The 16405-nt window shown below is 43.9% G+C and carries 17 protein-coding genes and 1 pseudogene; 7 read left to right on the forward strand and 11 right to left on the reverse strand.

The genetic code is table 11. From position 1 onward, the window contains the following. The first annotated feature begins 245 nt into the window (after nt 1-245). From ACYQ0Y_RS05560 to ACYQ0Y_RS05570, 3 genes are all read left to right on the forward strand, one after another. Nucleotides 246-698, forward strand: a complete 453-nt coding sequence (locus ACYQ0Y_RS05560; protein WP_407884777.1) for a universal stress protein — start codon at nt 246-248, stop codon at nt 696-698. A gap of 166 nt (nt 699-864) precedes the next feature. Next, nucleotides 865-2985, forward strand: coding sequence for an ArnT family glycosyltransferase (locus ACYQ0Y_RS05565; protein ID WP_407884775.1), 2121 nt, complete (start codon nt 865-867; stop codon nt 2983-2985). Nucleotides 2986-3001: 16 nt separating this feature from the next. Beyond that, nucleotides 3002-4009, forward strand: a complete 1008-nt coding sequence (locus ACYQ0Y_RS05570) for a glycosyltransferase family 2 protein (RefSeq protein ID WP_407884773.1) — start codon at nt 3002-3004, stop codon at nt 4007-4009. A gap of 101 nt (nt 4010-4110) precedes the next feature. On the opposite strand, the gene ACYQ0Y_RS05575 is transcribed toward ACYQ0Y_RS05570, so the two are convergent. The 4 genes from ACYQ0Y_RS05575 to ACYQ0Y_RS05590 form a co-directional block, all read right to left on the reverse strand. After that, nucleotides 4111-4989 (reverse strand): DegV family protein, encoded by an 879-nt coding sequence (locus ACYQ0Y_RS05575; protein ID WP_407884771.1) that lies wholly within the window; start codon nt 4987-4989, stop codon nt 4111-4113. 129 nt (nt 4990-5118) lie between these two features. Beyond that, nucleotides 5119-5616, reverse strand: coding sequence for an 8-oxo-dGTP diphosphatase (locus ACYQ0Y_RS05580; protein ID WP_407884769.1), 498 nt, complete (start codon nt 5614-5616; stop codon nt 5119-5121). A gap of 326 nt (nt 5617-5942) precedes the next feature. Beyond that, a complete protein-coding gene (locus tag ACYQ0Y_RS05585) occupies nt 5943-6599 on the reverse strand; it encodes a CPBP family intramembrane glutamic endopeptidase (protein WP_407884767.1) in 657 nt (218 codons plus the stop codon). 273 nt (nt 6600-6872) lie between these two features. After that, nucleotides 6873-7688 (reverse strand): TraX family protein, encoded by an 816-nt coding sequence (locus ACYQ0Y_RS05590; protein ID WP_407884765.1) that lies wholly within the window; start codon nt 7686-7688, stop codon nt 6873-6875. 159 nt (nt 7689-7847) lie between these two features. Between ACYQ0Y_RS05590 and ACYQ0Y_RS05595 the strand changes: the two genes are divergently transcribed. Continuing rightward, on the forward strand, nt 7848-8885 hold the full coding sequence (locus tag ACYQ0Y_RS05595; protein ID WP_407884764.1) for a YdcF family protein: 1038 nt from the start codon (nt 7848-7850) through the stop codon (nt 8883-8885). Nucleotides 8886-8939: 54 nt separating this feature from the next. Here ACYQ0Y_RS05595 and ACYQ0Y_RS05600 read toward each other — a convergent pair whose 3' ends face one another. After that, nucleotides 8940-9881 carry an alpha/beta hydrolase gene (locus tag ACYQ0Y_RS05600; RefSeq protein ID WP_407884762.1) on the reverse strand — a complete coding sequence of 314 codons (942 nt, stop codon included), beginning with the start codon at nt 9879-9881 and terminating at the stop codon, nt 8940-8942. 153 nt (nt 9882-10034) lie between these two features. Here ACYQ0Y_RS05600 and ACYQ0Y_RS05605 point away from each other — a divergent pair, with 153 nt between their 5' ends. Further along, complete coding sequence (locus tag ACYQ0Y_RS05605) at nt 10035-10559, forward strand: TetR/AcrR family transcriptional regulator (RefSeq protein WP_407884760.1); 525 nt, start codon at nt 10035-10037, stop codon at nt 10557-10559. A gap of 196 nt (nt 10560-10755) precedes the next feature. Here ACYQ0Y_RS05605 and ACYQ0Y_RS05610 read toward each other — a convergent pair whose 3' ends face one another. The 5 genes and pseudogenes from ACYQ0Y_RS05610 to ACYQ0Y_RS05630 form a co-directional block, all read right to left on the reverse strand. Further along, a complete protein-coding gene (locus tag ACYQ0Y_RS05610) occupies nt 10756-11082 on the reverse strand; it encodes a nuclear transport factor 2 family protein (protein WP_407884758.1) in 327 nt (108 codons plus the stop codon). Nucleotides 11083-11134: 52 nt separating this feature from the next. Continuing rightward, nucleotides 11135-11800, reverse strand: a complete 666-nt coding sequence (locus ACYQ0Y_RS05615; protein ID WP_407884756.1) for a TetR/AcrR family transcriptional regulator — start codon at nt 11798-11800, stop codon at nt 11135-11137. 11 nt (nt 11801-11811) lie between these two features. Next, on the reverse strand, nt 11812-12981 hold the full coding sequence (locus ACYQ0Y_RS05620) for an ABC transporter permease (RefSeq protein ID WP_407884753.1): 1170 nt from the start codon (nt 12979-12981) through the stop codon (nt 11812-11814). After that, a pseudogene (locus ACYQ0Y_RS05625) lies at nt 12959-13701 on the reverse strand (ABC transporter ATP-binding protein). Before ACYQ0Y_RS05625 ends, ACYQ0Y_RS05620 begins: the two are co-directional and overlap by 23 nt. A 91-nt stretch (nt 13702-13792) precedes the next feature. Continuing rightward, entirely contained in the window at nt 13793-14158 is a 366-nt protein-coding gene (locus tag ACYQ0Y_RS05630) for a MerR family transcriptional regulator (protein ID WP_407884751.1), read from the reverse strand. 85 nt (nt 14159-14243) lie between these two features. Here ACYQ0Y_RS05630 and ACYQ0Y_RS05635 point away from each other — a divergent pair, with 85 nt between their 5' ends. Continuing rightward, a complete protein-coding gene (locus tag ACYQ0Y_RS05635) occupies nt 14244-14969 on the forward strand; it encodes an SDR family oxidoreductase (RefSeq protein ID WP_407884749.1) in 726 nt (241 codons plus the stop codon). 128 nt (nt 14970-15097) lie between these two features. On the opposite strand, the gene ACYQ0Y_RS05640 is transcribed toward ACYQ0Y_RS05635, so the two are convergent. Then, the gene (locus ACYQ0Y_RS05640; protein ID WP_407884747.1) at nt 15098-15412 is read right to left on the reverse strand and encodes an ArsR/SmtB family transcription factor; all 315 of its coding nucleotides are present in this window, start codon (nt 15410-15412) and stop codon (nt 15098-15100) included. Between the two features lie 77 nt (nt 15413-15489). Here ACYQ0Y_RS05640 and ACYQ0Y_RS05645 point away from each other — a divergent pair, with 77 nt between their 5' ends. After that, nucleotides 15490-16377 carry an alpha/beta fold hydrolase gene (locus tag ACYQ0Y_RS05645; protein WP_407884745.1) on the forward strand — a complete coding sequence of 296 codons (888 nt, stop codon included), beginning with the start codon at nt 15490-15492 and terminating at the stop codon, nt 16375-16377. Nucleotides 16378-16405 lie beyond the last annotated feature (28 nt).

Here is a 16405-nt window from a genome sequence, read left to right on the forward strand (position 1 = left end):
ACACAAGTTCTACTGTGATGTTAGCACTTTCTGAAAGCGGAAACAAACACTAATTTGACGCTGTTTATTAATTTTATTTCACAAACTTTGTCGCCTTGATTTCCAGGATGATACTGGCATTGCCTCCCTAACTTTGCAGTTATTTTCACGAGTGGGCGACTAAATCGCTTACAACGAGCCATAGAAAAGGTATAATAAATACCAAGCAAAAGTATTAGTTAATTGAGGAAAGGCGGCATGTAGTGATGCTACAACAATATAAAAACGTTCTCGCCCCGATCGATGGTTCAAAGGCCACTGAACCGGTTTTGGAAAAGGCGATTGAAGTCGCCAAACGTAACGAAACCCATCTTGATATTCTAAATGTTTTGGAGGTCAACCAATTTTCGGATAGCTATGGTGGCGCCGTGAGTGGTGATGTCATCTATCGTCTCGTTGAAGATGTGCAAAATCGCCTAGAAACATTAAAGAAACAGGCTGAGGATGCTGGTGTTAAAGACGTGGATATCCACGTTCGTTTCGGAAATCCTAAACCTGTTATCTCTAAAGAATTCCCTCACGACCATGGCAACGAGCTAATCGTCATGGGAACGACTGGATTAAACGCTGTCGAACGGTTAATGGTTGGTTCTGTAACCAACTATGTTAGTCGTAATGCTGATGTCGATGTCTTAATCGTTAAAGTTAATAATAAATAAATTCAACTTAATTAGCTGAACCCGCTACTCATTGTAGCTTGGGTTCAGTTTTTTTGTTTTCGATTAGAAGATACAACCTACTTAAGCTTAATTTCAGTTTCCGTTAAGCTCGCTTTATGAACCAGCGGCTATAGTAAGCCACCATCGAAAGAAAGGAAGTGGTGGCATGCGTCAGCACCTAAAACACTGGGATTGGTATTTTGTTCTAATTCTGGTTCTAGCCGTCTTTTTATACGGTTGGAACATCTGGCAGGCAGGATCAGCTAATGATTTTTACACCGCTGCAATCGTCAGTATGACAAAAAATTGGCATAACTTTTGGTATGCCAGCTTTGACCCAGCCGGTTTTATTACCGTTGATAAGCCGCCGGTGGCCCTCTGGTTTATGGCCGCCTCAGCCAAATTATTTGGCCTTCACGGATGGAGCATTGTGTTGCCTTCCGTCGCATTCGGTGTTGGATCAGTGGTATTAATTCGCCAGATGGTTCGACCATACTTTGGCCGGTTAGCCGGCAATTTAAGCGCATTCTTTATGACGATCACACCGATCGTCGTGGCCGATTCGCGAACAAACAACATGGATGCAACATTGATCTTTTTCCTGCTCTTAGCTGGTTTTACATTACAACGAGCCATACTGAAGCGCCGTGCTTGGCAAGTAACGGTCGCTTTTGCGCTGATCGGAATTGCCTTCAACATCAAGATGCTGCAAGCCTTCATGTTGTTGCCTGCAATGTATTTCTTTTATTGGATTGCCAGTACTGTCACTTGGCGAAAAAAGGTTGCCCATCTGATTGTTGCAACCATCGCACTAGCTGTCTTCACTTTATTTTGGCCACTAGCTGTCGACAACACTAGTACCAAAGATCGACCTTACATTGGGAGTTCATCAACGAATTCCGTCTTAAACTTAGCTTTTGGCTATAATGGCTCTCAACGATTACTCGGGCAGTCCACGGGAACCGGCAGTCGCTTTCCTGGCATGAGTGCATCAACTAAATCTGCTAATAAAGTCACCGGTAAATCAAAAATACTGCCAACTAAAACTAACCATGCCCCGAATGGTCAGCACTCAACTAGAAGACCCGGGCGCCAAGGTGTCGGCGGTGGTCAAGGTGCCTTTAATATTGGAACCGCTGGACCTTTCCGGTTATTCCAACAGGCCTTAGGTGAGCAAGTCAGCTGGTTCTTTCCACTAGCACTAACTGGCTTAATTAGTGCCTACTTATATGAAGCTGACCACAAGAAAAAATGGTGGCAAACTACGATTAACCAACAGCAGTTGTGGTACTGGACTGCTTGGCTAGTCCCCGTAGCAGGTTTCTTCAGTATCGCTAGTTTCTTTCACCCATATTATATGATCATGTTGGCCCCGCCGCTTGCTGTGCTAGCTGGAATCGGGGTGACAGTCTTCATTAAGGCATTAAAAAACCAACATCAACTTTGGCAACGCTACCTTTTTGCCAGTGGAATTCTCTCTACCGGTGCATTACAAAGCTGGTATGTTTACAGTGACTATCCGTGGTTGTCTTGGCTGATTGGCTTAGGGTCAATTGTAGCTACTATCGTGATCATTACTTCATTTAAAGCTGTAAAACGCACTAACATCGTCAGCCTGATGGCACTAATTCTCCTCGCCTTGGCACCTAGTTTTTGGTCCTTGACTCCCACTCTGGCCGCTGAATCAGCCGCAATTCCAACGGCCGGCCCTGATTTATTAACTAATGCCCGGAAAAGTGGTGGGATTGGCAACGAATCTGCCAATCAAAAGCTCATCAAGTATCTAGATCAGCATGATGGTAATGCCAAATACCTCTTTGCCACAAGCGATTCCGGTACAGCGGCGCCATATATCATTAAGACCGGCAAGGCTGTCATGGCTATTGGTGGATTTAATGGCACCGATAAGGCAATTTCACTTAAACATTTTAAGCAACTCGTTAAAAAAGGCGAAATCAAATATTTCTATGTTTCAGGTAGAAATAGTAACAGCGCCATCGTTAAATGGGTTCAGAAAAATGGAACCAAAATCAGCGCCAAAAAGTATGGTGGGCGTAATACCACCATGGCTAAATCTGCCGGTACTCGCGTTGCAGCACTGAGAGGCAAAGCAAGTACTGGTGCAACTCCGCCACAAGTCAAGTTGACTGGGCGCTTTAAGAGCGGTCGAGGTAAAAAAGACCTGAACCAAAAGCCTCGGAATGCCAATCAGAAACCCAATTGTTCCCATACCAGTCGAATTGGCGGCATGGGTGGAAATGCTGGAACGCTGTATAAATTGAATTAGAAAGGATGAGATGAAGATGACAACTCCCAAAAAAGAACTTATTTCAATCGTTCTCCCGGTCTTTAATGAAGAAGCCCTAATCATGAACACCATCCGCATGGTGAACGCATTCATTAAAAAACGCGCCGAGGCTTACGAAATCATCTTCGTTGACGACGGTTCCACCGACCATACGGCTGAAAAAATTCGTAAGGCAATGACCTTTCACCAAGAAATGCGTCTAATACGTTTTTCTCGCAATTTCGGGCATCAATTGGCTATTACTGCAGGGGTTCGTTATGCCAACGGCGATGCAGTGGTCGTTATGGACGCTGATTTGCAAGATCCGCCGGAAGTGATTGGACAAATGATTGACGTCTGGCATCATGGTGCCGATGTCGTATATGGTCAACGTGCACAACGAGAAGGTGAATCTTGGTTCAAACGTCTCACAGCCAAGGCCTTTTATCGTATCCTACACCAGCTGACAAGCATAGAGATTCCCATTGATACTGGTGATTTTCGCCTGATGGACCGTAAAGTCGTCAGCGTGTTGAATCGCATGAACGAACAGTCACCCTTTGTTCGGGGAATGGTCAGCTGGGTTGGCTTTAAACAAGTCTCCGTTACCTATACCAGACGCCCACGACAAGCGGGTGAATCCAAATATCCCCTTTCAAAAATGATTCGGCTTGCGCTTGATGGCATCACGTCATTTTCTGCATTACCTCTAAAATTTGCAAACTGGGCAGGCGGTGGCTTGCTCTTTATTGCGGCCGGTTTAACACTTTCTGGCACTTGGGGCACTGTTTCTAACACACAATGGCTGTTAGTCGTCGATCTCTTAATTGGCAGTCTATTATTATTTAGCATTGGCATTTTAGGTCAATATTTAAGTCGCATCTTCGAACAGTCTCGTGCACGTCCACGATATGTTGTCGAAGATACCGTTGGCTTCCCCGCCATACCAAAACAACGCTTCGTCACACATTCGGCTCATGTTAGTCAACTGCCTGAGCGTCATCAATACAGCTCACACAGTTAGCTTCAGCGCATCAATACAGCCACAATAAAAAGGGTTTCGATTACGCGGAAACCCTTTTTATTGTGGCTATTTAAATAGGCAGAATTGATTTTCAAACACGGTCAAACCAAACGTTGCCAATCTTCTGCCCACACGAGACCCATCACTTTTTCTCCCGTATGAACACCAATTGATGGTCCGATATGTGCAATTTCAAACTGCACATCCCCGGCAGTAGTCGTTAAATTATCGCTAGCTAAATCGCTCATCCACTCAGCGCTGCCTGCTGGATTATTACCATCAATAATAGCTGCCCGCACCGGATAATTTTCCTGGCTCAGTGTAGCAACAAAATCCTGCTTTACCCGTTGAAATGCACGCCGAGCAGTGCGCTCCTTAGTTAAGGCCACAATTTTGCCGTCTTCAAATGTCAAAATTGGTTTAATTCGTAACAGGTTACCCACGAAGGCTGAACTATTCGTAATTCGCCCGGTGCGCAATAAGTGACTCAAATCATCGACAACAAAGTAAACGTGAGTAGTCGCTCGCAGCCGTTCTAACACTGGCAAAATTTCAGCAGCGTGCTTGCCAGCTTTGGCCATCTTAGCAGCAACTAACGCCAACCATGCTTCGCCGGCACTCGCCATTTGCGAGTCAAACGGATACACTTTGATTTCTTTGACAGTAGGTACATAGGCCGTCAGGTTTTGTAAGAAAGTAGTGATCCCACTCGATAGATGAATACTAATCACTTCATCATAGCCTTCAGCGATCAATTGATCGAATACTTCCTGCATTTGCATCATCGTAACTTGGGCCGTGGATGGCATCATTTTTTCTTCGCGCATGCGTTGATAAAATTGCTCACTGGTGATATCCACATTTTCAAGATAAGTCTGGGTCCCAAAAATCACAGTAATTGGCACAACATATATGCCAGCAGCCTTAGCTACTTCCGGATCTAAATAACTGGCGCTATCGGTAATCACGGCTGTCTTCATCCTGCTACCTCTTCATCATCAAGTTCAGACCGTATTCATCCCGATCTATTGTTGTTTTCATCTTACCCGATTTAAAACTCATTTTCGAGCAACCTTGGTCGTTAAATTTTAATTATTAAACACCGCTGCTTATTTAAATTCACCATTCGGATCGTTCAAATAGCTTAGCTCGGACAGATTATGTTGATCAAAAACTTTTAAAAGTTTGTCTACACCATCCGCAAATTGGTGCTCGAATAGCTCATCACGACGCATCCAACTGACGGCACCTTCTGAAGAAGATTCCAGTTCACCAGAAAAAGAATCAGTTCTAAATAAAGCCACAATATAACGGCCATGTTCGCCCATAAATTCTTTAAGGCCGCAAAAAATCGGATTATGCACCGTTAACCCAGTTTCTTCCCAGACTTCCCGGACGGCCGAATCAACAAAGCTTTCTCCCGGCTTAATGTGCCCACCGGGAAAGGTCAGCCCCGGCCAATCTGGATTTCGACGATCCTCAACGAGAATCTGATTTGTTTCATTATCAGACACTAAGACTAAGTTTGTTAACTCCACTACTTCGGTTTTAGCCATTGTTTCTCCTCTCTGTCTTGCCAATAGACCCATTATCTGTTTTGAAGACATCGTACACAAGGCTTCTCAGAACTTTTGACTAGCCTAATGCACTTTAATTAATGTACGACTTAAAAATAACAAATCATTTAGCATAAGCTTAGGCCATCGCACTAGTTAATGTGGCAGGCCAATCACCAACAGAGTTATTCAGACATTTATCCACTACTAACCAGCAATCTCCGTCATTAAAAGTTTGCTCAGCTGATCGCGCGGCTGCTTAGCTTGAATTTGATTCACAATAAATATAAACGGCCAGTAAATTTTAACCTTATGAAATTTTGTTCAGTAAAATGCTAGGATCCGGTTTATTATTCGATGCTTCCTTAAGTTCCCGACTACGCAACTGGCAGAAATAAACTAATTAATAATGGCAACGCTAGTGCAACATTCCACACCAAGTGACCCAGTAACGAAATCCAGATATTTTTTGTCCAAGCGTATACACCAACTAGGACTAATCCGACAATGGCTAGCGAAATAATCGAAGATAATCCATCCCCGGAAATTGCGTGAACTGTGCCAAATAGTCCAGCACTAATCAACGCCATCAAGACCTGAACGATCCTCGACTGCCGCCTAAATTGAAAAAATAATTCGTAGCGAAAGATGACTTCTTCTGTAAATGGTGCTAAGACGGCCGTCACAAATCCAATGATCGAAGCCATCCGAATAACTATGGGCGATTGAGCAGCCGCGGCGCCTGGAACTAGCGTGCTAGCCAACCACTGACTGACGGCGAAGCCAATTAGGACGACTACCACTCCAATCATTGCCTGCCCACGTTGTTGCTTCAATCGATGCCAGTCGGTGGCTAACAAGCTTCGTTTAAACCAGATAACATTTGCAAATACAAAAATCGCAATCAGCGCGCCAATAATGGTTAATGCGACTTTTTCATTCACTAAAGCATGCTCCAAAACCAATCCCAGCAATACTTCACCGGTCATTAGCCCCATCAAATATACATCTTGGCGGCGCCAGATTTTCCTCATCGCTCTCACCTCTAAATAGATTATGCTAACTATAGCAGACCGGCTGATGATCGTCAGATAATAGTAATGCTCTCAAAAAGTCCCAGTAAAAAACGCGCGGGACATCATGTCGGTAAGTGACGAGCACTAAGGGCGAACTTAAAATGATGATTTGCTCATCGTTTGAAGTTCGCTTTTAAGTGGGGTCACTTGACTGATGTCCCGCGTGTTAGCGATTTAGATTGAAAATAAAATTTAGCTTTTGCTTTTGTCCGAACCTATTTAGGTCAAATTCTAATAACCAGTGAGATGAAGCCCATAAGCAATCAAATATAACGCCCAAATGTGGGTCGGATAGAAAATGTAGAAGAACCATTTGTCACTACGTCCCCGTTGCCCATTGTAGAGCGCGATTGGAATGATCGCACCAACCATCATCCATGAATAATTTGTACTAAACAGTCCTTGGAAATTAAAACCGGTGAAAATAATCGCAATAACGACTAGGCTCAAAATTTGGCCCATACGATTATTTCTGAATAAATAGAAGAAAATCGCTAATAGAACAAATAATGGACCACCTTCTGTGGTAAATAAGTTGGGAATGAACTGTGAAACCCGGGCTGCAGCAACTCGCATTGATTCAGGAACAAATAAAATTGCTGTACCAATTACTGACAGTAAAACTTCTAAACTTAAAATGCCAATGCCTTGCCAAATCAAATGCCGATTATGATCGCGCCGACCATCGGTAATTTTACTGATTCCTAGCATTGCAAACACGCCTAGAAACAGCGTGCCAAAAATATTATTCAGCAATCCTAAACGCCCACCATCTACGGGCAACCACATTTGTAATACGAAGCTGCCAAGGCTCATGATCCAAAAGCCAATCAGTAATCGCCATAAATAGCGTTTACGATCGTGTGTGTGAACGAAACCTTCCACAGATAGGAAAAGGAATAACGGCGCCACAATCCGTCCCAACATATTAAACCAAGTTGGAATACCCAGAGGCAGTAATTCTTCATGAATATGATCAAGTACCATCAAGAGAATTCCTAATACCTTGATGGAAAACCCATCCATTGATAACTTTCGTGCCTTCATTAATACTCTCCTTTACTTCATATGACTCAATGGCATTAATTTTACTTGTTTTATTATAGTAAATGACTAAAGTTTTTCTTAAGCCCTTAATCCCTTGGTATAATAGAATATAAATTAATTTTCGTCGGTCCTCACGACCGGCCTTAACGGAGGAATGTTATGTTAATCATCGGCGCTTCAATTCTCGCCGCCATCATTATCATTACGGGCATTATCCTGTTGCGTCACCCTAATTTCTGGGTCGGCGCTTTAATGGCTTTTGCAGTGGTTCTACTCAGTGCTGGCTTATTTTGGCAGGGCTTAGACTATGTCCTTAATTTGATCGCCGCCCGCTCCATGATCCTCGGCCTAAGCTTACTGTTTATTATTGTTCTTGCTTTAGCTGGTTTATTCTTTGGCTTCATTATTTATTTAATCCGCAATACTTCGATCATGTCCAGCCGCGAGGGTCGTAGCCTAACCAGTCGCTTATCAGCCATGCTAGGCGCCAATTTAATTATTTTAATGCCTGCCATGTGGTTAATGATTCGCGCTACGACCCGTTTAACCAAAATCCCCCTTGCCATTTTTGTCTGGGAAGATCTCTTCTTCTCGTCGCTCTTTTTATGTTACCTGATTTATTCCGCGCTAAATCAATTCTTTAATCGACCAACACAGATCGACTACTTAATTGTGCTAGGCGCTTGGTCTGGCAAAAAAGGACAGATTCCTCCTTTATTAAAGGGGCGTGTTGATGAAGCCGTGATTTATTATCGACGCAATGGCGGCCAGCCTAAATTCGTGGTAAGCGGTGGTCAAGGGCCTGATGAAACAATTTCCGAAGCGGCAGCAATGCGTGATTACCTACTAAGTTTAGGCATTTCCAATGAGCAGATTATTGTGGAAGATCAGTCACGCAACACCCTCCAAAACATGCAATTTTCTAAACGCTTGATCGAAGCTGATTGGCAAGGCGCTCAGCCGCCAAAGATCGTCTTTTCAACTAACAACTACCATGTTTTACGAGCTTTATTATATGCGCGAAAAGCCGGATTACCGGCAACCGGAGTCGGTTCACCTACTTCATTCTTCTTTCTCCCAAGCGCTTTAATTCGAGAATTTATCGCATTATTAAACTACTATCGTAAAACAACTATTGTAGTCGCCTTCCTCATTGCCATCATCATGACTTGGTCCTTTTGGCATGTTGCTTCATAAATAATGGAAAAGTCGCACAACAAGGAGAATTGTGCGACTTTTTTGTATCAAATTTTATAGATATTTATTGAAGAATTTTGTTAACTGTTCAACAGCTGGGTCAACGGCTTTGGGTTGGTCATACAAGTCATAGTGCGAAATTCCGTGGAGCACAAGAAGATCTTTTTGCGTTGAAGCCGCTTGATTATAAACGTCAAAACCAAAGCGATAGGAGCCGAAGCTACCTGGCTTGTCGCCGATAATCAGCTCTAGTGGTTGCGTTAAGAGTTTATCTACTAAGTTTAACGGATCGTAACCCAGTAGCAAGGCTAAACTCGTGTAGCGTACCTTATTAGGTGAAAATTCATCCGCACCTCGAGGCGTTTTATAGTAATCGACCGCTTCGACGATATCAATATCATCAATTCCAGCAGCTTCACGTTCTGCTTGACTGTTCGGGATCCATTGACCCATCATCGCTTCACCACCACGAGCCTCAATGGTCCGCTGTTGAGCAATATTATTCAATGTTTCAATCAACTGTTGATCGGGCCCGAAGGCTTCACGGTAAGCACCACCAGCGCTAGCAGCTGCGACCCCTGCCACCGCCTTAATTCGCTTATCAACCTTCGCCGCATTAATCGTGTAACCACCACCAGCGCAAATCCCTAATGCGCCAATTCGATCGCCATCAACATACGATAGCGTATCTAGGTAATCAATCGCGTACATGATGTCTTCCGTGCGGTTAGCCGGATCTTCAATGAAACGAGGTTCACCCTCGCTTTGGCCTTGATAAGCAGCGTCAAAAATCAAGGACAAGAAACCCTGCTCTGCTAATTTTGTGGCATAAATTGTTGAAGTTTGGTTCATGTCAGCACTAGTTGGGTGAGTGATCACTAAGGCCGGTACCGGCATTTTTTGAGCCGTATCTTGGTCAAAATCATCGGGAAAGACTAATTTTCCAGCTAAATTGAAATGACGGGCCTTAAATTGAACTGTTTGAAATTTTGCCATGTTTGGTAACTCCTTTACAAAAGCTTGAGCTAAATAACTTAACAACGAGACATAGTTTAGCCGGGGCTGCCAAAAATCAACACCACAAACTTGAAACAACTGTTACTTAAGTTACAATAGTTACCAAAATGTCTCGCACAGGAGGAAAATCATATGGATCCGCGCGCACAACGAACGCAATCCTTACTATTAGCGGCCCTAGCTCAACTGTTGACCACTCAAAATTTTGACCAACTGACGGTTACCGGCATTTGCCAAACTGCCAATGTCTCGCGAAAAGCGTTTTATACTTATTATGACGACAAATATGAACTCATCGACGCCTTCTCAAATCAACAACTTGAGCAACTGGATCAAGCCAGTCATAGCAATGATCAACTCTCCGCGGTGGAACGGTTGACGATTTGGGTCACCTATCTTGATCAACAACGAATGCTATTTGCCAAGCTATTGACGAGTGATGCTTCTTATTCATTTCGTCGAAAATTTGGCGCTTATTTACTAACGGGATTAGCGCATCACGAAAAGAACTCAATTGATCGCGTTACCTTGACGTTTCTGGCAGCCGGCTTTCTCGGCGTCATTGAAGGCTACATCACTGGGCAATTTACAGGCACTCCTCAAAGCATTGCCGTAAAACTGGATGCATTATCTCGTGACCAAATTACACTAACATAATGAACGATAGTCCACGTAAAGAGAACGGGACATAAGTCCGTAAGTGACGAGCACTAAGGGTGAACTACGAATGATGATGATTTATTCATCGTTGGCAGTTCGCTTTTAGGCGGAGTCGCTTGACTTATGTCCCGCATTTTGATGATTGAGCTTAAGAAATGACATTTAGTTCTTGTTCTTGTTTCAATCTCCACAATTAGTTTGGTAAAATTACCATCGATTTAATCTGGTCGTCGGCCAATGTGAAATTAAATGGACTCACCCCGTTGAAGCCGTTACCAGCCACTTTAATCATTAATCGCCATTGATCGGGTGCCAACGATTGGGCATCCTGTAACGTAAATTGAGATTGCTTGCCAATATTATCGGTTTGGTTCCAATGGGAAATTTCTTCCGTACCATGGTACTCGTTACCCCAATCATTGATGACCCCATCGGGTGTAAATAGCGCCACGAAAGCATCTGAGTCACCTTGATTGGTTGTATCAATAAACGCTTGTAACGGTGCGGGAATCTTTGCCATACCATCAGCTTCTTTCACAATTTGAATTACACTAATTCTAACACGATCGCACTTAACCAGCGACTGGTGTTAATCCCCGAACAAGAAATTCAGTGGCTTCCTGACTAAATTTCGCCAATTGTGCTTCACTCAACGACTGGTTCATCAAGACCGCTGGCAACATGTAACCCACTGCGGTACTCGCAATATATCGGGCAATGCGCATTGTAGGCCAGTCCACAACTTCACCTTGTTGTTTATAGTGATCCAAGACTGTCGTCAGCGCAGATACCACCTGATCTAGCTCCGGAATCAATATGGTTAATTCTTGCGAGTTTGTCCGTTTGGTTAGTTCTTGGAGGAAGACGCGAATTTGCTTACGATTCTCCAGCGCAAATTGCATCCGATTACCGATTGCTTGTTGCAAAAAATCGGCGAAATGTGGATACGAAGCATTCACCACGGCATCCGTAAATTCCGTAATCAATTGAGGAATTACCTCAGCCAAAAACGGGCTCATAATCGCCTTTAAAATATCATCCTTGGTCTTAAACCGTTTGTAAACCGTTCCTTCGGCTACTCCAGCAACTCGTGCAATATCAGTTGTTGTTGTTTGCTCGAAACCTTTTTCAGAAAATAAGGATAAGCTAGCCCGCAAGACCGCCTTTTGCTTTGAAGTTAAATCAGATTCATTGAAGCTCTCAGCCAATAATGTTTCAACACTGTGTTTAACTGCCATCATTCTCGCTCCTAAACTTGACGATACTTACGCATTGCTAGTAGGTTCAAGATCAAGAACAATACCATGAACCCTAACAAAACCAACAGATTTGGGGCCACCTGACCGATTGTCGCGCCTTTTTCAATTACATTACTCATGGAATTAGCCCCATAGTACAATGGCATGATGTAGGCGATCGGTCGCAACCAACTTTCCATTTGATCAATCGGGATAATCCCGGAGAAGAAGACCTGTGGAATGACAACAACCGGGATAAATTGGACCATCTGAAATTCTGAGGAGGCAAAAGTTGAAATCAATAGCCCCAGGGTCAGTGCAATCCCCGCTAGTAAAATATTAATCACCAGCATCGTCCAAACACTGCCCAAAATTTGAATCTTGAATGCCAGCACACTGAAACTTACGATTAGAATCGTTTGAACAAGTGCAAATAACCCATAACCAGATAGATAACCCGTCAGGATCTCACCCCGTTTAACAGGCGTTGCTAGCAACCGATACAGCGTGCCTGTCGTCCGTTCACGCAATAGCGCAATCCCAGAAATCAAAAAGACAAAGAAGAAAACCACAAAACCAATCATGATTGGCAATAGTGTATTGAAGAACGTTGAATTACTACTACCATATAGATAGTGGGTGTGTAGCTTCGTGGTTTTAGCGGCCTGCCCTGGTTGCATAGTGGTCAAGCCATTCGCTTGCGGTTGCGCATTCGGATCAATTTGTTTCTGTAATTGAGCAAGCTGCTGACTCATCTGTTGCATCGCTTTGCCTTGCGTCTTAATGGTCGTTGCCGCCGCTTCCATCTTTAATTTAACTTCAGCACCTTGTAAGCTATTCTTCAAAATCGCGCTCTTGCTCTGGTCGCTATTCTGTAAAGTCAACGTGAGTTTGTCACCTGATTGAGAAAGGACCCCCGCATAATCGTGTTTGCGGATAACTGTCTTAGCTGATTCGTCATTTTTTAAATCATGTAACTGCACATGTTTACTTTTCATCGCAGTAATTAAACTGCTATCTACGTTGCGGACGCCTAAGTCAGCAACCGTGTTCGAATTGGACTGAAACAAAAAATACATTAAGGTCAAAATCAATAAGGGTGCCACAAACATCAATGCTAGGGTCCGTTTATCACGAATCATTTCTAATAAAACACGTTTAATCATTGCTAGTGTGCGCATCTTGTTCCCTCCCAGCTTTCAAAAAGGCTTCTTCAACCGTATCTACACCATATGATTTAATCAATTCCTGTGGCGTGCCTTGAGCAATGGCTTCACCATTACGAATCATCATCAAGGCATCAGCCTCTTCCGCATCTTCCATCACATGAGTGGTCAATAGGATTGTAATACCGGTTTTGGCCAACCGATGCAATTCTTGCCAAATTTGTTGGCGCAATTCTGGATCAATACCCACAGTGGGTTCGTCTAAAATCAATAGCTCTGGACTTGAAATCAGCGCGATTGCAAGCGATAACCGACGTTTCATCCCACCAGAGTAATCGTCGACGCGTTTATCCAAATCACGCTGCAGATTAACTACTTCGGCGGCATGCGGGATTTGGCGCTTTAATTCATCTGGATTAACGCCCTGCATCGCCCCAAAAAAGTTCAAATTCTCGCGAGCCGTCAAAGCGCCATACAATGCATCAGTTTGGGCCATGTAACCAATCTTAGCTAATAACAAGCGGTTGGGCATTGAGACTTGTCTAAAACCGTCACGGTGCCTTTCTGCGGCTTTAGCATCCCCATAATTGTGCTAACTAAGGTTGTCTTTCCGGCGCCGCTGGGACCGATTAAAGCGAGAATCTGACCAGCGTTAACGTCTAGATTAATATCTTTCAAAATGACTGTTTTGCCATAACCTTGTTGCAGGTCATGAACCTGAATGACTGCTGCCATGTCGTTGCCTCCATTTTTTAAAAGTGAGTGTTTGCTCACTCATAATATACGACGACCTGTCTCGATTTGCAACCCTGCTGCCTCTATTTTCCTATAAAAATCTCTCTGCATCTGACTGATAGTGGGATAACTTATGATCAATTTGTTGCAACTGTACTCGCTTGGCCTCGATTTGTTGAACGACTTTGGCCCGTTGCTGTTTAAGTAACTCGATTCGTGCCGGCAGCGTACTGATTCCTTGATCAACCAACTGCCGATAATGAGCTAAATCAGCCAGCGACATGCCTGTCTGACGTAAATAAGCAACAAATTTTGTCCAATGAACCGCTTCGTCATCGTATAAACGATTGCCGTGCGGGTCTCTAGCAGTCGGCAACACAATTTTTTTAGTTTCATAAAAACGAATGGTCCGGATTGACAATCCAGTCTCCGCTGCCAGTTGTCCAATTAACATCATCTTAATCGCCTCAAATCATTTGACCTCTAGTTACGTTAGAGGTATACAGTGAGCTTACAATATAAGCCATAAGGAGATCAATTTAATGACACGCCAATTAACATTAATTACCGGTGCTGACCGGGGAATGGGCTTTGAACTTGCATTAGAACTAGGACACTTAGGCCAGCATATTCTAGTTGCCGCCCGCAATGCTGACAAAGGCAATGCGGCAGTCGCTCAGCTGCGTGACAAGGGAATTGAAGCCGACTCGCTTGAATTAGACGTCACCGATGCAAAAAGTATTCACCAAGCCGCGACAACAGTAACACAGCAGTACGGTCACTTAGACATCTTAATCAACAATGCTGGGATCGCGCTTGATAACTACGAAAAACCCTCAACTTTACCAATCGACACCATCAGAAAAGACTTCGACGTCAATTTCTTCGGCGTGGTCATGGTGACCCAAGCATTCATTCCATTATTGCGCCAAGCCCCCTTCGCTAAAATCTTGAATATCTCTAGCGCCGTTGGTTCACTAACGCTAGCTTCAGATCCAACAACCAGTATTTATCAACACAGCGCCATGGGCTATCAGGCTTCTAAAACAGCGGTCAACATGTTCACGGTGGATTTAGCTAACGAATTAAAAACCACCAACATTACTGTCAACGCCGTTAATCCCGGCTGGGTCGATACAACATTTGCCGGTGGTGGCGGCAACAAGACCGTTCAAGAAGGCGTCGCCCGCACCGTGGCTTTGGCCAGCAGTCCAGATAATACGATCAATGGGACTTTCTCTGATACAGATGGGCTAGTCCCGTGGTGATCATTGACCTGCTACATGTTAAAAGATGTATGTAAAAAAACGTTTAGCCCAACATATGACCGACCTTGACTTTTGCGCCAGGCTGGTCATATTTTCAGGTTAAACGTTTTTTATTGGCGACACGCTAATTAATCATCAATTTGCTTAGCATCAGATTTCAAACTAGTCAGCAAGGCGTCTAACAATGCGACGGAATCGTCAAACCGAACGGTGTAGTAGCGTTCGCGACCACGTTTGTCCGCATTAACTAATTTAGCGCCCATCAGCAATTTTAAATGATAAGAAACAGCTGGTTGCGTTAATTTCAATCGGCCTGTAATCTCTGAGACGGTCTGTTCACCGTTGTCGAACAGATTCAACAAAATTTCCTGCCGCGTTTTGTCGGCCAAAACACTAAATACCGGGATGGCATCTTCCAATAAATGCATGGTTCGTTCACTCACAATCATCACTACCTTTCACTACAACTCATTAACTTCTTTATCCTACAACAGCAGAGGAACAATTTAGTGACAGCTATATGCCAAGAGACGAATGGTGGGACTGGCACGGCAACAACATTCATTTAGACACTTTCCGTAATGCTAATGCTAAAGTCAAAGTTGTGATGCTACACGGTGTCGGCACCAACGGTCGGCAAATTTCCATGATCATGGGTGGGCCACTGTACAAACTGTCCAACCACGAAATCGAAACCATCTGCATCGACATGCCAACTTATGGTTTAACTCAAGTTAATCAAAAGACACCAATCACTTACAACGACTGGATTCAGGTCGGTAGCGACTACATTGACCATGAACTAGCCCGTGACAATCGGCCGATCTTTATTTATGGCCTGAGTGCTGGCGGAATGGAAACTTACGACGTCGCTGCCAAAAATGGTAAGGTTCGCGGCATTATCGGCATGACGTTTCTTGATCAACGCAATCAAGACGTCCAATACACCACCACGCGCAATTGGTTCATGGGCCACATCACGACACCAATGTTGCCAGGTTTTGTTAGCTTAGGTCTGGGCCGGATGAAAGTTCGGATGAGCACTGCCTCCAAAATGAGCGCCCTCTGCAATAACCCTGAAGCCCAAGCAGCATTTATGCGCGACAAGACAAGCGCTGCTAACAGTTCCTCATTGGCCTTTCTCAATTCCTACATGCATCACAACCTAATTGTCGAAGCAACCGACTTCGATGTTTGCCCAATCCTCCTCACCCAACCTGCCGAAGATCGTTGGACCCCATATCGCTTGAGTCAACACCATTTGGAACAAGTGAAAAAAGTCCCAGTCGAAGTCAAAATGTTGCGTCACGGTGGCCATTACCCAGTTGAACCAACCGCCCTTGATGACCTGCACTCAGCCGCATTAGCCTTCATCAATAAATATGCGGCCAAAGAAATGAACGCTTAATTCACCGTTAATTAAATATGAAAAAAAG

The organism is Furfurilactobacillus curtus (genome assembly GCF_054657915.1).

Excerpts from the sequence above, each read along its gene's own strand:
- ACYQ0Y_RS05620 (WP_407884753.1), bottom strand. The coding sequence starts at position 12,981 with ATGCGCACACTAGCAATGATTAAACGTGTTTTATTAGAAATGATTCGT.
- ACYQ0Y_RS05600 (WP_407884762.1), bottom strand. The coding sequence starts at position 9,881 with ATGGCAAAATTTCAAACAGTTCAATTTAAGGCCCGTCATTTCAATTTA.
- ACYQ0Y_RS05615 (WP_407884756.1), bottom strand. The coding sequence starts at position 11,800 with ATGGCAGTTAAACACAGTGTTGAAACATTATTGGCTGAGAGCTTCAAT.
- ACYQ0Y_RS05630 (WP_407884751.1), bottom strand. The coding sequence starts at position 14,158 with ATGATGTTAATTGGACAACTGGCAGCGGAGACTGGATTGTCAATCCGG.
- ACYQ0Y_RS05570 (WP_407884773.1), top strand. The coding sequence starts at position 3,002 with ATGACAACTCCCAAAAAAGAACTTATTTCAATCGTTCTCCCGGTCTTT.
- ACYQ0Y_RS05645 (WP_407884745.1), top strand. The coding sequence starts at position 15,490 with ATGCCAAGAGACGAATGGTGGGACTGGCACGGCAACAACATTCATTTA.
- ACYQ0Y_RS05595 (WP_407884764.1), top strand. The coding sequence starts at position 7,848 with ATGTTAATCATCGGCGCTTCAATTCTCGCCGCCATCATTATCATTACG.
- ACYQ0Y_RS05605 (WP_407884760.1), top strand. The coding sequence starts at position 10,035 with ATGGATCCGCGCGCACAACGAACGCAATCCTTACTATTAGCGGCCCTA.
- ACYQ0Y_RS05565 (WP_407884775.1), top strand. The coding sequence starts at position 865 with ATGCGTCAGCACCTAAAACACTGGGATTGGTATTTTGTTCTAATTCTG.
- ACYQ0Y_RS05575 (WP_407884771.1), bottom strand. The coding sequence starts at position 4,989 with ATGAAGACAGCCGTGATTACCGATAGCGCCAGTTATTTAGATCCGGAA.
- ACYQ0Y_RS05635 (WP_407884749.1), top strand. The coding sequence starts at position 14,244 with ATGACACGCCAATTAACATTAATTACCGGTGCTGACCGGGGAATGGGC.
- ACYQ0Y_RS05590 (WP_407884765.1), bottom strand. The coding sequence starts at position 7,688 with ATGAAGGCACGAAAGTTATCAATGGATGGGTTTTCCATCAAGGTATTA.
- ACYQ0Y_RS05610 (WP_407884758.1), bottom strand. The coding sequence starts at position 11,082 with ATGGCAAAGATTCCCGCACCGTTACAAGCGTTTATTGATACAACCAAT.
- ACYQ0Y_RS05580 (WP_407884769.1), bottom strand. The coding sequence starts at position 5,616 with ATGTCTTCAAAACAGATAATGGGTCTATTGGCAAGACAGAGAGGAGAA.
- ACYQ0Y_RS05560 (WP_407884777.1), top strand. The coding sequence starts at position 246 with ATGCTACAACAATATAAAAACGTTCTCGCCCCGATCGATGGTTCAAAG.
- ACYQ0Y_RS05585 (WP_407884767.1), bottom strand. The coding sequence starts at position 6,599 with ATGAGGAAAATCTGGCGCCGCCAAGATGTATATTTGATGGGGCTAATG.